A 13,311-nucleotide genomic window follows, 5' to 3' on the forward strand; every position below is an offset into this window, starting at 1 on the left:
TAGGCCTGGTTGAGCATTAAACGGCGTTCAAAGGAGTGTAACGAAACCTTGGTAGCCTGCCTATTTACGTGGTTTTGGGAGATAATCTCATAAGAATTGCACCGACAGCTTTGACAGCGGGGGGGCGAGTGCCTATCATTGCGCGCCTATGTTGACCTCACAAATCCCCAGCCGGGTTGAGCCTTATAAGCTTGCAGCCCGCCGCGAACGACTAGAAGGCATTGTGGCGCTGAACAAGCTGCCACGCCTAGCTGAAGAAGCAGGTGACCAAACCGGCGACTGTCATGTCGTACTCGAGTTTGGCGTTGATGCCCAAGGCCGTCGCGAAATTCGTGGCCATTTGCAAGCGACCCTGGCGTTGCCTTGTCGCCGTTGTCTAGTGCCGCTAAGCCAAGACGTTTCCAGTGATTTCTTATTAGGAATGATTGCAGACGAAGCTTTGGCTGCCGAGCTACCTGCTAGTCATGAGCCGGTGCTGGTGGAAAATGAACAGCTGGACTTGCTGACGGTAATAGAGGATGAACTTATCCTTAGCTTGCCGCAGGTGGTCTATCACGATGAGACCGAATGCCATGTCTCGGCGGAGCAGCTGGTCAGCAAGACCGAAGGCACGGCGGAAGACTCCGCTCCGGCCAAGAACCCTTTCGCAGTGCTTAATGCTTTGAAAAGCAGTGGCGCTTTGAAAGGCAAAAAGTAAGCATCACTTACCTTAATTACCTTGGAGTAAACACCCATGGCAGTTCAACAGAACCGTAAAACTCGTTCCAAGCGCGGTATGCGTCGTAGCCACGATGCGCTGAGCGCACCGACTCTGTCTCAGGACAAAGAAACCGGTACTACTCACCTGCGTCACCACGTTTCTCCCGACGGTTTCTACCGCGGTCGTAAAGTGGTCGAAGTTTAAGCCTTAGCGCTTTTATGAGCGGCAAAACAGGGTGGGTGCTGTGTGCGCCTAGCGATTGATGTAATGGGGGGTGACCAAGGCCCCCGTGCCATTATCGAAGGCTCCGCAAGGGCGGTTGTTGAACGCCCCGACCTAGCATTAACTCTGTTTGGTCCGCGTCAGCAGATTGATGCTGAACTTTCGCGTTTGCCGCAGCCTTTGGCTGCGGCAACGTCACGTTTGGTGGCAGCCGATGCTCCAGAAAGTGTTTCTCAAGCGGCAACTGCTGCCTGGGCAATGCGCCGCGGAGATGCTACCAGCATGGCGTGTATGCTGCGCAGCCTGTCTTCAGGTGAAGCAGTTGCGGGCGTGAGTGCGGGAAATACCGGAGCCTTGGTCGCTTTGGCGAGGCGCGAGCTTGGTATGTTGCCTGGTATCTCCAGGCCTGCAATCAGTACCGCAATCCCCGCGCGTGGAGGGCGACGCTGTTATTTGCTTGATTTAGGGGCAAATGTAGATTCGCCTGCATCCCGGCTGTTTGATTTTGCCATGATGGGTGCCGCCATGGCTCAGTGTATGGATCGCATTAAGCGGCCTCGTGTTGCCTTGTTGAATGTGGGCTCTGAAGCCACGAAAGGAAGTGCGAATGTGCGCGAAGCGGATCGTTTGCTGCGTGAAAGTGCCAGCGATTTAAGCTTTGACTACCTTGGTTATGCTGAGGGTGGGGATATTTTTCAGGGCGATCTTGACGTCGTGGTTTGCGATGGTTTTGTTGGTAATGTCACGTTGAAAGCCAGTGAAGGCTTGACTCGTATGTTGGTGGAGCGTGTACAAATGGCGTTTGAATCACGCCTGAGTGGGCGTTTGGCAAGTATACTGGCCAGGCCTGTACTGAAGAGGCTTAAGCGGGAGCTAGATCCTGTACGTTATAATGGGGCCAGTCTCTTGGGGTTGCAGGGTATTGTGGTGAAAAGCCACGGCAGCACCCAGGCGGATGGTTTTTATTATGCTATTCAGCGTGCATTGCAAGAAGTGGAGCATGATTTGCCTGTACGAATTGCAGCACGCTGGTCGCGTTCTTGAGCGCTATCAGCGTAGTAGATAATAAAACGTTATATTTTTTTGCGGGCTATTGGTGGTAGTAGAGTGTGCCAAAAACTGTTTTAGCAACGGCGCCAATAGCACGCTTATCGCTCAACTGAGCAAATGCCTACAAGAGCAAAGGTGAACGACATGTCTCAACCCCTTGCCCTCATTTTTCCCGGGCAAGGCTCTCAGCAGCTTGGAATGTTGCGAGAGCTAGCCGAGCGCTACAGTGTGGTGGGAACTACATTTGAGGAAGCGTCAGACGCTCTGGGCTACGATTTGTGGAAAGTCGTCCAGGAAGGTCCAGAAGACGCGTTGAATGCGACGGCATGCACTCAGCCGGCACTACTTGCCTCCAGCGTAGCTATCTGGCGTATCTGGCAAGAGTTGGAAGGGCCTCGCCCAAGTGTCATGGCCGGCCATAGTCTTGGTGAATATAGTGCTATGGTTTGCGCTGGAGTGATGGGGTTCGCTGAAGGCGTGCGCCTTGTTCGCCTGCGTGGTGAAGCCATGCAGGAAGCTGTCCCTGCAGGAGAAGGGGGCATGGCAGCGATCCTTGGGCTTGACGATAGCGCAGTTGAAGCAGCCTGTGCCCAAGCGGCTGAAGGAGAAGTGGTGTCTGCCGTTAATTACAACTCGCCTGGGCAGGTTGTTATCGCAGGTGGCAAAAATGCCGTGGAGCGTGCTATCGCAGCCTGTCAGGAAGCGGGCGCCAAGCGAGCGCTTTCACTGCCGGTGTCAGTGCCCTCCCATTGTGCGTTAATGCGGCCAGCTGCTGAGCGACTCTCCGACGCTATGCAAAAAATTGAGCTGCGTGCCCCTCGTTATGCGGTTATCCAAAACGTCGATGCGCAAGCCCATGCTGATATTGAGACATTGCGTACGCGCCTAATCGAGCAGTTGTATCAGCCCGTTCGTTGGTCATCTTGCGTTGAAGCGATGGTCGAGCAAGGTGCTAATGTGTTCATTGAATGTGGGCCTGGTAAAGTGCTTACCGGATTGAATAAGCGCATTGTGCGTAGTGCCAAAGGGTTGGCGGTAAATGATCCTGATAGCCTGGATTCAGCCCTTGAGTTAGCACGTGAGGCGTCGGCGGGTGGTGCGTGAAAAATGGTGCGTGTTAAGTCGCTATTTTCCGCTACCCTTGCTTAGTTAGGTTGAAGGAAGAACGTTATGACTCAAGAACGAAGAGTTGCACTAGTCACTGGTGCTAGCCGAGGCATTGGGCGAGCCATTGCTCATGAGCTTGGGCGTCAAGGACGTATTGTGGTAGGAACTGCCACTAGCGAATCGGGCGCTGAAAAAATTGATGCTGATCTAAAAGAGCATGGTATTGAAGGTGCCGGTATGTGCCTTAATGTTACTGATCAGCAAAGTATTGATCAGGTGCTCAAAACAATTGGCGAACGTTTTGGTGCGCCCACTATTTTGGTCAATAATGCCGGCATCACCCGTGACAATTTGTTAATGCGCATGAAAGAAGATGAGTGGGACTCCGTGATGGATACCAATCTCAAATCTGTTTATCGCGTTAGCAAGGCGTGTCTGCGTGGTATGACAAAGGCACGCTTTGGGCGTATCGTGTCGATAAGTTCTGTAGTGGCAACGATGGGTAACCTAGGCCAAACTAACTACGCCGCCGCCAAAGCGGGAATGGAAGGCTTTAGCCGTGCTTTAGCGCGTGAAGTCGCGTCCCGTGCAATTACGGTTAATGCGGTTGCGCCTGGGTTTATTGCAACGGATATGACCGAAGCGTTGCCTGAAGCGCAGCATGAAATGCTGCTTAAGCAAATTCCTCTTTCGCGTTTAGGCGGGCCTGAGGAAATTGCCGCTGCCGTTGGATTTTTGACAAGTGATGCTGCAGGTTATATCACTGGCGAAACGCTACACGTGAACGGCGGCATGAATATGCGTTGATGGCCTTGGGTTTGGCGGTTGCGTCAGCTTAAGGGCGTCTATAAACTACCCCGCAGCTTTTGGCTTGCGGTTTCCAAATGGCTGGTTATCAAAAACGGCTAATGTGAACGACTGGAGTACGTTGATGAGTACTATTGAAGAGCGCGTTAAGAAAGTTGTGGCAGAGCGCCTGAACGTTAAAGAAGAAGATATCCAGAACAGCTCTTCTTTTACTGAAGACCTGGGTGCTGATTCTCTTGACACCGTTGAGCTGGTGATGGCGCTTGAAGAGGAATTTGATACTGAAATTCCTGACGAAGAAGCTGAAAAAATCACCACGGTTCAAGAAGCTATCGACTACGTAAACGCCCATCAGTAAGGGCTGAGTCGAAGCAGTGAGCCAGGGTGGGGTGCTTACCCACCCGTATAAAAAGCCGTCCTGAGTAGGGGCGGCTTTTTTGCTTTGCTGTCACAATGAATATAACGTTCAATCTCCGTTATACTAGTCACCAAATCTCTGCAGCAAATGACCCAGATGGGTCGTGTCACCATGGATGCCTGGAGGAAAGCTAATGGCGCGAAGAAGGGTAGTGGTAACTGGGTTAGGCCTGGTGACCCCAGTGGGTAACAGTGTTAATGAGTCGTGGGCAAATATTGTCGCCGGCAAAAGTGGCATAGCGCCGATTGAGCACTTTGATACAAGTGGCTTCAACACGCGTTTTGGAGGATCGGTTAAAAATTTCGATATTAGCCCCTATCTGAATCCTAAAGACGCACGCAAGATGGATTTGTTTATCCAGTACGGCATGGCGGCGGGAGCCCAGGCCGTTCAGGACTCAGGGCTTGAGTGTACCGAAGAGAATGCTGAGCGCATCGGGGTGGCTATTGGTTCAGGCATTGGTGGTTTGCCGATGATTGAACATAACCATAATGCGCTGAATAAGGGCGGCGCACGCCGCGTCTCGCCGTTTTTTGTGCCAGGTTCAATCATTAATATGATTTCTGGCAACATGGCGATTCAGCACGGCTTCAAAGGCCCGAATATCGCGATCACCACAGCATGTACAACGGGTACCCATAATATTGGCTACAGTGCTCGCACGATTGCATACGGCGATGCCGATGTGATGATCTGTGGCGGTGCGGAAATGGCCACTACCCCATTAGGGTTGGGCGGGTTTTCGGCCGCGCGAGCGCTTTCTACTCGCAATGAAGACCCTCAGGCGGCGAGTCGCCCATGGGATACTGATCGTGACGGCTTCGTGCTGTCAGACGGTGCGGGTGTGCTTGTCTTGGAAGAGTACGAGCACGCTAAAGCGCGTGGTGCCAATATCTACGCAGAGCTTGCCGGCTTTGGTATGAGTGATGATGCCTACCATATGACGGCGCCGCCGGAAGATGGACGTGGTGCTGCACTCTCCATGAGCAATGCCATTAAAGATGCGCGTATTGATCCAGCGGATGTGCACTATATTAACGCGCATGGCACGTCTACCGCAGCGGGTGACTTAGCAGAAAGTCGGGCGATTGAAAAAGTGCTTGGTAGCGCAGCTCAGCAGGTTGCCGTGAGCTCTACCAAATCAATGATTGGCCACCTATTAGGTGCTGCAGGAGCGGTTGAAGCGGTATTTAGTATTCTGGCTATTCGCGACCAGATTGCGCCGCCGACCATTAACCTGGATAACCCACAGGAAGGCTGCAATCTTGATTACGTACCGCACGCCGCGCGGAAGATGCCCATTGAAATAGCGCTCTCAAACTCGTTCGGGTTCGGTGGTACCAACGGCTCACTGCTGTTTAAAAAGGTATAGCACGCAATGCCAATGCCCCAGGTGCCGTTTGACGACCGAGGGCTTGCGTATGGTGACGGAGTATTTGAAACAGTGCTGCTGCGCGCTGGTGTCCCTGTGCTATGGGATTATCATTACGCGCGCTTACGGCTGGGCTGTCAGCGTTTGAATATTCCGTTGCCCTCCATGGAGCAGTTGGTCGCCACTTGGCAGTCTCCGTCTAACGCCGAGCTTGAAATACTCAAACTAATCCTAACCCGAGGAAGTGGTGGGAGAGGGTATGCGACGCAGGATAGCTCTCAACCTCGCTTGCTTAGCCGTAGAACACCTTTTGTGGTAAACGCTGACCGTTGGCATGAGGGGGTTAACGTACGGATTTGTCAGTTGCGTTTGGGACATCAGCCGCTTTTAGCAGGCATTAAACACCTTAATCGATTGGAAAATGTACTCGCGCGCCAGGAGTGGAATGACCCAGCCATAGCCGAGGGGTTGCTTGGAGATACTGATGGCCTGCTGGTGGAAGCCACCAGTATGAATGTCTTTTGGCAGCAAGCGGGGGCATTCTTTACACCGCCATTATCGCAGTGCGGCGTGGCGGGTACGCTGCGAGCGGCATTATTGGATCATGGAGCAGTACAGGAAGCCCCTATTGCGCTGAACGCTATCCATGACGTTGAGCGTCTTTGGGTAGCTAACTCGGTACAAGGTGTATGGCCAGTGAATAAGCTGTTAAGTGAAACAGGTGTAGTCCTGAAGTCCTGGCCGCTGACAGGCCAAGATAGGCTGCAAACAATAGGCCATGACTTACTTGGCTATTCGCCGACATCCCGTTAGGCAGAATTTTATCAACAATATTGAGGTGTCATGGTGAAACGGTTTTTAGCTGCCGTAGGTGTCGTGGTCGTGGTTGGATTCGCAGCCGTTGTGGGCGGCTATGCTTACTGGCAGCAGCGCTTATCGACACCGGTCACACTTGAGGAGCCAGCGCTTTACCAGGTTCCTGCGGGGGCTGGGTTCAATCAGGTCGTTCGAGATCTGGAAAGCCAGGGCTTTATTGAAGATGCTTGGGCATTTCAATTATTGGCGCGTGTTGAGCCTGAGCGTGTACCACGCTTGCGGGTGGGGGAGTATCAGCTAACCCCAGGCATGAGCGGTCTTGAACTGATTGCTCTCTTGGGCAGCAATAACGTTGTCACTTATCCGTTAACGATTCCTGAAGGCTGGACATTCCGCCAGATGCGCGAGCTATTGGACAGTGCGCCAAAACTTGAGAATCGGACGGCAGAGTTAAGTGACGACGAAATTATGTCGTTGCTGGATCGAGAGGGTACTTTTCCTGAAGGCTGGTTTTTCCCTGATACCTACCGCTACCACCTGGGTATGAGTGACGTTGATATTCTACGTCAGTCGCTTTCCCGCATGGAGCAGATTCTAGAAGAGGTCTGGGACGAGCGTGATGATGACCTGACCATCGATACACCTTACGAAGCGCTCATTATGGCATCGCTCATTGAGCGTGAAACAGGCGCGCCGGAAGAGCGACGGGAGATCGCAGGTGTCTTCAAGCGTCGTATGGAACAGGGAATGCGTTTGCAAACAGATCCCACGGTCATTTATGGCATGGGCGAACGCTATGAAGGGAGGATCACGCGTGCAGATTTACGTGAGGCGACCCCCTATAACACCTATGTGATTGACGGCATGCCACCAACGCCGATTGCCTTACCCGGGCGCGCCTCCCTTGAAGCGGCTGTGAATCCGCTGCCTGGAGAAACGCTTTACTTCGTCTCGCGCGGTGACGGTACCCACCATTTTTCACGTACGTTACGTGAGCACAATAATGCGGTTAATCGCTATATTCGCAATCGCTAATTAGGTTAAGTCATTGTTTAAGTGCGATGTGTTTTTTTCGAATTTACTTAGTAAGGGGCTTCAATGAGCAAGCGCGGACGCTTCATCACCCTTGAGGGTGGTGAGGGAGTCGGAAAATCTACTAACGTGGCGTTTGTAGAGACATGGCTACAAGAGCGCGGGATAGAGGTTGTGCGAACCCGTGAGCCCGGGGGGACGCCGCGCGCTGAAGCGATTCGAGGATTGCTGCTTGATCCCTCTTTCGATGAGCCCTTGCACAGCGATGCCGAATTGCTATTAATGTTTGCCGCGCGAGCCCAGCATCTAGCGCAAAAAATAGTGCCAGCCCTTGAGCGCGGTGCCTGGGTGATCTGTGATCGTTTTACCGATGCTACCTTTGCTTACCAGGGCGGTGGCCGCGGTATTGAGACAGATCGGATTGCTCAACTGGAACAGTTCGTGCAAAAAGGTCTCTCCCCAGATTTAACCCTGTTACTCGATATGTCACCCGATGCTGCGAAAGAGCGTCTTGAAGGGCGTTTAAGAGACCAGCAAACGCAGCGTGATCGCTTTGAGCAAGAGCAAGTAACCTTTTTCGAAGCAGTGCGGCGGGCTTACTTAGCGCGCGCTGCTGCTGCCCCCCAGCGCTTCGCAATTGTTGATGCCGGGCAAGCGCTTGATCAAGTGCAGGCGTCTCTAGCTCAAGCGCTAGAAGAGCGAGTGGCTATATGGCAATAGCGGGAGTGCTGCCTTGGCATCAGTCTACGTGGCAGCAGTTGATTCGTCTCACCAATGAAGGACGACTGCCGCATGCACTGTTAATCAGCGGTGCTCACGGAGTTGGCAAGCAGCAGTTGGCGGAAGCGTTGATTGCTCGAACGTTATGCGCACAGCCTGGCGAGCTGGCCTGCGGCCACTGTCATAGCTGTGCCATGTTGGCTTCAGGCTACCACCCCGACTTGATGCGCATTTCTCCAGAAGAGGGTAAGCGTCAGATTCGCATTGACCCCATACGTGATGTAAACCGCTTTGTTTCGCAAACCGCGCAGCAGGGTGGGTATCGTGTGATCGTGATCTCTCCCGCGGAAGCAATGAATATTGCAGCGGCAAACGCACTGCTCAAAAGCCTTGAAGAGCCCGGCGATAAAACGCTATTTATTCTGCTGTCAGACGTGCCTTCGCGCACGCTGCCGACGATTCGCTCCCGCTGTCAGCAGTGGCCATTAGCTAGCGTTCCCTTTGAGGATTGCCGAGACTGGTTGACTGAAAAACTTGGCGGCGACGAAGCACATTTTTGGTGGCGAGTGTCGGGTGGTTTGCCGCTGCTTGCTGTGGAGTTGGCAACGCCTGAGGAGCGCGCACTTCGCCATCAAATTCATGACAGTTTCGAGCAGTTAGTGCGTGGTGCTGAGCCTGTTTCAGAGGCTGCTAGGCTTGATCGTCAGGCCATTGATGCCATCTTGTGGTACGGTATTGCTTGGCTTGAAGACTTGATCCGGCTGGGTTTGTCTGGCGAAACCTCGGTGCTGCATAACCCCGATTTAGAGCCGTTATACCGCCAAGCGATGAAAAATGGACGGGTGCAGGATTGGTTCCGGTTACTGGATTATGCCCGAGAGCAGCGCCGTTTATTTGCAGTCGGCGCTAACCCGAACCCTCAGCTAGTGCTTGAAGCCTGGCTGGTGCGCTGGTCGGCGCTGTTACGCTCCTAACGTTGTTGCCATAGGGTTGTTGCCAAGGAGGCTGTTATGACGGTTCAAAAAGCGCTTTCTTTGACAATGCCGGATATACCGACGTTACTTTCCGCGTATATGCCTTTTCTAGATAGAGGCGGTATTTTTGTCCCGACTAAAGCGCTTTATCGACTTGGACAGCAGGTTTATCTATTGCTGACCCTGCCAGGAGAGAGTGAACGTCTTTCTATCTCCGGCCATGTTGTTTGGATTTCTCCTGAGGGCGTGAGTGGACAGCGAATGCCAGGTATTGGGGTACATTTCAGCCAGCAGGACTACTCAGTACGTGATCGCATTGAAACGTTGTTGGCTGGCCAATTAGATAAAGCACCTCCGTCCTTTACGCTTTGATAGCCGCGAGTTAGCACCGCAATAACACTGAACAAAGCCTGCCCTTCACCTGTTTACGAGAATTTAAGAGAGCTGCATGTTTGTTGATTCCCACTGCCATTTAGACCGTTTATCTGAGCTAACCCACGACGGTGATATTGCCGCAACGCTGGCGGCTGCTCGTGCTGCTAATGTGAGCCAGTTCTTAGCTGTTGCGGTGACGCTTGAGGAGATGCCGGGGTTGGCGGCAATCGCTCGTGAGCACCACGACGTGGTTATTTCGGCGGGACTGCATCCGCTTCATCAGGCTCCGAAAGAGCCAAGCGTAAGCGATATTGTTGATGCTGCTGAACAGTACGGTGCCGTCGCCATCGGTGAAACAGGGTTGGATTATCACTATCAGGACAGCGTGCCTGTAGAGGTTCAGAGCGAGCGGTTTAAGCGCCATTTAATTGCAGCCAATGAGCTAGAGCTGCCGGTGATTATTCATACTCGTGAAGCGAAAGAAGACACGTTAGCGTTGCTGCGTGAGCACACGAATCCTGAGGTAGGCGGCGTATTACACTGCTTTACTGAAGATTTAGACATGGCGCGTGAAGCTGTGCGGCTTGGGTTCTATATCTCGCTATCGGGTATTATTACCTTCCGCAATGCTGCGTCGCTTAGAGAGCTGGCCAGAAAACTGCCGCTTGACCGGCTGCTGATTGAAACCGATAGCCCTTATTTGGCGCCTGTTCCTTATCGTGGCAAGCCCAACGAGCCCGCTTGGGTGGTTGAGGTGGCAGAGTGTATCGCTAAAGAACGCGGGATCAGCGTTGATGAAGTGGCGATGCAAACCACCGCCAATTTTTATCATCTGTTCCGCGCTGCCGTGCCCGATGCACCTGATAACGTAAAGCAAGCGTTGGCGCAGTCCGGTTTAGTGGTATAAGTGGCTGTAAGCACAGCCTGGGAGGTAAGCGATGAATATTGATCGGCTTATGCAGCAATTTAACGGTTCGGCGACGATTCCCCCCGTTGATCAGTGGCAGCCAGCACTTAGTGGCGATATTGATATCGTTATTCAGGCTGATGGCACGTGGCTGCATGAAGGAAAGCCGTTTGAGCGCCTTGCCATACCACGGTTGTTAGCGAGCCTATTACGCCGCGATGCCGATGGCTATTGCCTGGTAACGCCTGTTGAGCGTTGGCGTGTCACCGTGGTTGACTGCCCGTTCGTGGCGGTAGAAGCAGATTTTCACGATGATGCCTGGTGGCTGACGACCCAATTCGATGACGTTGTGCGTGTGGATGCAGAGCATCCGCTTAGTCTCTCCAAAACGCCTGAGGGTGTCCTTGCCCCTGAGTGTACCGTGCGCTTTGGGCTAGCGGCTCGTTTGCATCGCAATGTGTATTATCGATTGGTAGAGCAGGCCACGCTGAGCGAGGCAGACGACGGCGAATGCCAATGCCGACTCTACAGCGCAGGATCTTGGTATGTCTTAGGTCAGTTTAATGCCAATGATGCGATGCCAGGCGAGGTGACGTGAAGTTAACCGCTGAACAGCAAGCCGTTGTCCAGCATCGCGAGGGGCATGCCCGCGTAGCTGCTGTTGCAGGGGCGGGTAAGACCACCACCATGGCGGCAAGGGTGCTCCACCTGTTGGCGTCTGGTGTATCGCCGAAGCGTATGCTGGTGCTGATGTTTAACCGCTCAGCCCGAGACGATTTTCAACGCCGCCTGATCAGCATGGCGCCTCAAGGGCAACCATTGCCAGATGTGCGCACCTTTCACTCCCTTGGTCATCGGTTGACGCAGAGTCTGTGTCGCTGGGGGGCGCTTGCACCGAGGCGCCTGCTGTCTGCTGATTGGCAGCTAGAGCGCCTGTTACGTCAGGCAAGCCTGAATGTGCTTCACGATGCCGTTGAGCGTCGCGATGCGGCTATCGAAGGTGATCGATTAGAAGCGCTTGCTCACTTCTGTGGGCTGGTAAAAGCGGAAATGCTATCGGCCGATGTACTTTACAAGCGTCTTAATTACGAGCCGGATACTGACTACTTTCCCAGAGCATTTGATGAAGCTGAACGGCTGTTGCACGTTGAAGGCGTCATGACCTACGCTGACTTGCTCTATCGGCCCCTGCAAGTGTTAGAAGCCGAACAGACCTTGCGCAGTCGTGTGGAAGGTTTTCTTGATCATGTGATCATTGATGAATACCAGGATATTAATACTGCCCAGCAGCGGTTGCTGGCGGTGTTGGCGGGCTCCAGCGCCAATGTGATGGCGGTAGGTGATGCGAATCAGTGCATCTACGAATGGCGGGGCGCACGCCCTGACACCATGCTGGAAAACTTTACCGCCACGTTTGGCAGCGCCACAAACTACCCGCTCTCTATCACGTTTCGTCATGGCCACGCGCTGGCGCTGACCGCAAACCATGCCATCATGGCTAATCAGCGCCGACCAGACCAGCTCTGTTTGGCAGATGCTAATAATCCTGAGACCCATATATCTGTCGGCCAGGGCAGCCGACTGCTGCTTGATGCCTTAGTCGATTGGCAAGCGCAGGGGCGCGCGTTGAGCGATGTTAGTCTGCTGGTGCGTAGTTGGGCGCTTTCGGTGCCATTTCAGTTGGCGTTACTGCAGGCAGGTATTCCATTTCGTCTTCAGCGAGAAGATCGTTTCGTTTTCCGACTCCCACTCGTGCAGGCATTGGCTGGCTATTTGAAACTGTCTCGCCAGCCAGAGCTGCTGCACGACCCAGAGCAACTCTTGCTTTTGCTCTCTCAGCCAACGCCTTTTGTTGCCCGTGAGCGGCTTCAGCAGCTTGCCTATCAGCTGGCCGGCACCCAACGCTGGCCTGAACGCCACGAGCCGGTACTAACCTCTCTAAAGCCGCTGCAGCGCCGCACGCTTAAAAAACGCTGGGCGCTGCTATGTGAGCTGCCCAAATTAAGTGGTTGGCCGCCTGCAAAGCTGCTGAGTCATGTGGTGGAAACGATCGAAGCGGAAAAAACCTTAAAGCGAGCAGCGGCAAGGCGCGATAAGGGCGAAGAGGACGTTCGTCTATTGGATGTGCTTATCGAGCAGGCCGATAGCGTGAAAGATCCAGATGCGTTTATCGAGCTGCTCGAGCGTCCAGTAGAGAACCAAGCTGGCGGTGTTCTGATTAGCACGGTTCACGGAGCGAAGGGTCTAGAGTGGCCGTTGGTCGCCGTTGCCGGGGTGAACGAAGAGGACTTTCCGCACTACAGTCGAGACAATCCGCTCAATGATGAGAGGTTAGAAGAAGAGCGACGACTGTTTTACGTGGCGATTACACGGGCTCAAGAGCAACTGCTGGTGCTGCATGATGGGGGTGTTCATCGGCCTAGTCGCTTTATTGCGGAAAGCGCCTGGCAGGATAGTTTGCGGGTAGCGTCATGTTTGTCGCGCCAAGATACACCCGCAACGGCTGTGCAGGTAACATCGCCGAGCTTGGTGAAGCGCTATCTTGAGCGCTTAGGGCGAACGGATATTGAGCTGGCAGCGCCGCAGATCAATGAGGCAGCGGCAGGTTATCAGGCTGATGCACACTTTTACCCAGGACAACGCTTGATACATGCCGTGTTTGGAGAAGGGGAGGTGGCCTCGGTAGAAGGTAACCCCTCCGATCCTGTCATCGATGTGCGCTTTGTACAGGCTGGTCGGCGTCGTCTCATTGCTCGACGCGCGCCGATTGAGTGCTTAGAGCCACCGGTGCAGCCAGCGTAACTGGCCGCG

At 53.6% G+C, this 13,311-nt stretch carries 15 protein-coding genes; all 15 read left to right on the plus strand.

Annotated elements, in window-relative coordinates:
* The first annotated feature begins 148 nt into the window (after nucleotides 1-148).
* The 15 genes from CEK60_RS02955 to CEK60_RS03025 all read left to right on the plus strand — a co-directional run bounded on the left by CEK60_RS02955 (nucleotide 149) and on the right by CEK60_RS03025 (nucleotide 13,302).
* The gene (locus CEK60_RS02955; RefSeq protein ID WP_038485316.1) at nucleotides 149-697 is read left to right on the plus strand and encodes a YceD family protein; all 549 of its coding nucleotides are present in this window, start codon (nucleotides 149-151) and stop codon (nucleotides 695-697) included.
* A gap of 36 nt (nucleotides 698-733) precedes the next feature.
* Complete coding sequence (gene rpmF, locus CEK60_RS02960; RefSeq protein WP_009099300.1) at nucleotides 734-904, plus strand: 50S ribosomal protein L32; 171 nt, start codon at nucleotides 734-736, stop codon at nucleotides 902-904.
* 42 nt (nucleotides 905-946) lie between these two features.
* The gene (gene plsX, locus CEK60_RS02965) at nucleotides 947-1,966 is read left to right on the plus strand and encodes a phosphate acyltransferase PlsX (protein ID WP_089037753.1); all 1,020 of its coding nucleotides are present in this window, start codon (nucleotides 947-949) and stop codon (nucleotides 1,964-1,966) included.
* Between the two features lie 150 nt (nucleotides 1,967-2,116).
* Nucleotides 2,117-3,076 carry an ACP S-malonyltransferase gene (gene fabD, locus CEK60_RS02970; RefSeq protein WP_089037754.1) on the plus strand — a complete coding sequence of 320 codons (960 nt, stop codon included), beginning with the start codon at nucleotides 2,117-2,119 and terminating at the stop codon, nucleotides 3,074-3,076.
* A gap of 66 nt (nucleotides 3,077-3,142) precedes the next feature.
* A complete protein-coding gene (gene fabG, locus CEK60_RS02975) occupies nucleotides 3,143-3,886 on the plus strand; it encodes a 3-oxoacyl-ACP reductase FabG (protein ID WP_038485281.1) in 744 nt (247 codons plus the stop codon).
* A gap of 124 nt (nucleotides 3,887-4,010) precedes the next feature.
* Nucleotides 4,011-4,244 (plus strand): acyl carrier protein, encoded by a 234-nt coding sequence (acpP, locus tag CEK60_RS02980; protein WP_008956801.1) that lies wholly within the window; start codon nucleotides 4,011-4,013, stop codon nucleotides 4,242-4,244.
* Between the two features lie 193 nt (nucleotides 4,245-4,437).
* Entirely contained in the window at nucleotides 4,438-5,676 is a 1,239-nt protein-coding gene (gene fabF, locus CEK60_RS02985; RefSeq protein WP_089037755.1) for a beta-ketoacyl-ACP synthase II, read from the plus strand.
* Between the two features lie 6 nt (nucleotides 5,677-5,682).
* A complete protein-coding gene (gene pabC, locus CEK60_RS02990) occupies nucleotides 5,683-6,489 on the plus strand; it encodes an aminodeoxychorismate lyase (RefSeq protein WP_089037756.1) in 807 nt (268 codons plus the stop codon).
* Between the two features lie 30 nt (nucleotides 6,490-6,519).
* A complete protein-coding gene (mltG, locus tag CEK60_RS02995) occupies nucleotides 6,520-7,527 on the plus strand; it encodes an endolytic transglycosylase MltG (RefSeq protein WP_089037757.1) in 1,008 nt (335 codons plus the stop codon).
* Nucleotides 7,528-7,590: 63 nt separating this feature from the next.
* On the plus strand, nucleotides 7,591-8,244 hold the full coding sequence (gene tmk / locus CEK60_RS03000; protein WP_089037758.1) for a dTMP kinase: 654 nt from the start codon (nucleotides 7,591-7,593) through the stop codon (nucleotides 8,242-8,244).
* Entirely contained in the window at nucleotides 8,235-9,218 is a 984-nt protein-coding gene (locus CEK60_RS03005) for a DNA polymerase III subunit delta' (RefSeq protein ID WP_038485264.1), read from the plus strand. Before tmk ends, CEK60_RS03005 begins: the two co-directional genes overlap by 10 nt.
* A gap of 36 nt (nucleotides 9,219-9,254) precedes the next feature.
* Nucleotides 9,255-9,590, plus strand: coding sequence for a PilZ domain-containing protein (locus tag CEK60_RS03010; protein WP_089037759.1), 336 nt, complete (start codon nucleotides 9,255-9,257; stop codon nucleotides 9,588-9,590).
* Nucleotides 9,591-9,666: 76 nt separating this feature from the next.
* Entirely contained in the window at nucleotides 9,667-10,500 is an 834-nt protein-coding gene (locus CEK60_RS03015; RefSeq protein WP_089037760.1) for a TatD family hydrolase, read from the plus strand.
* A 31-nt stretch (nucleotides 10,501-10,531) separates the two neighbouring features.
* Complete coding sequence (locus CEK60_RS03020; RefSeq protein ID WP_089037761.1) at nucleotides 10,532-11,098, plus strand: DUF1285 domain-containing protein; 567 nt, start codon at nucleotides 10,532-10,534, stop codon at nucleotides 11,096-11,098.
* Nucleotides 11,095-13,302, plus strand: a complete 2,208-nt coding sequence (locus CEK60_RS03025; RefSeq protein WP_089037762.1) for an ATP-dependent helicase — start codon at nucleotides 11,095-11,097, stop codon at nucleotides 13,300-13,302. The genes CEK60_RS03020 and CEK60_RS03025 overlap by 4 nt, the downstream gene beginning before the upstream one ends.
* Nucleotides 13,303-13,311: the final 9 nt, after the last annotated feature.

The organism is Halomonas sp. N3-2A, assembly GCF_002216165.1.
In the GTDB taxonomy this organism is placed as follows: domain Bacteria; phylum Pseudomonadota; class Gammaproteobacteria; order Pseudomonadales; family Halomonadaceae; genus Vreelandella.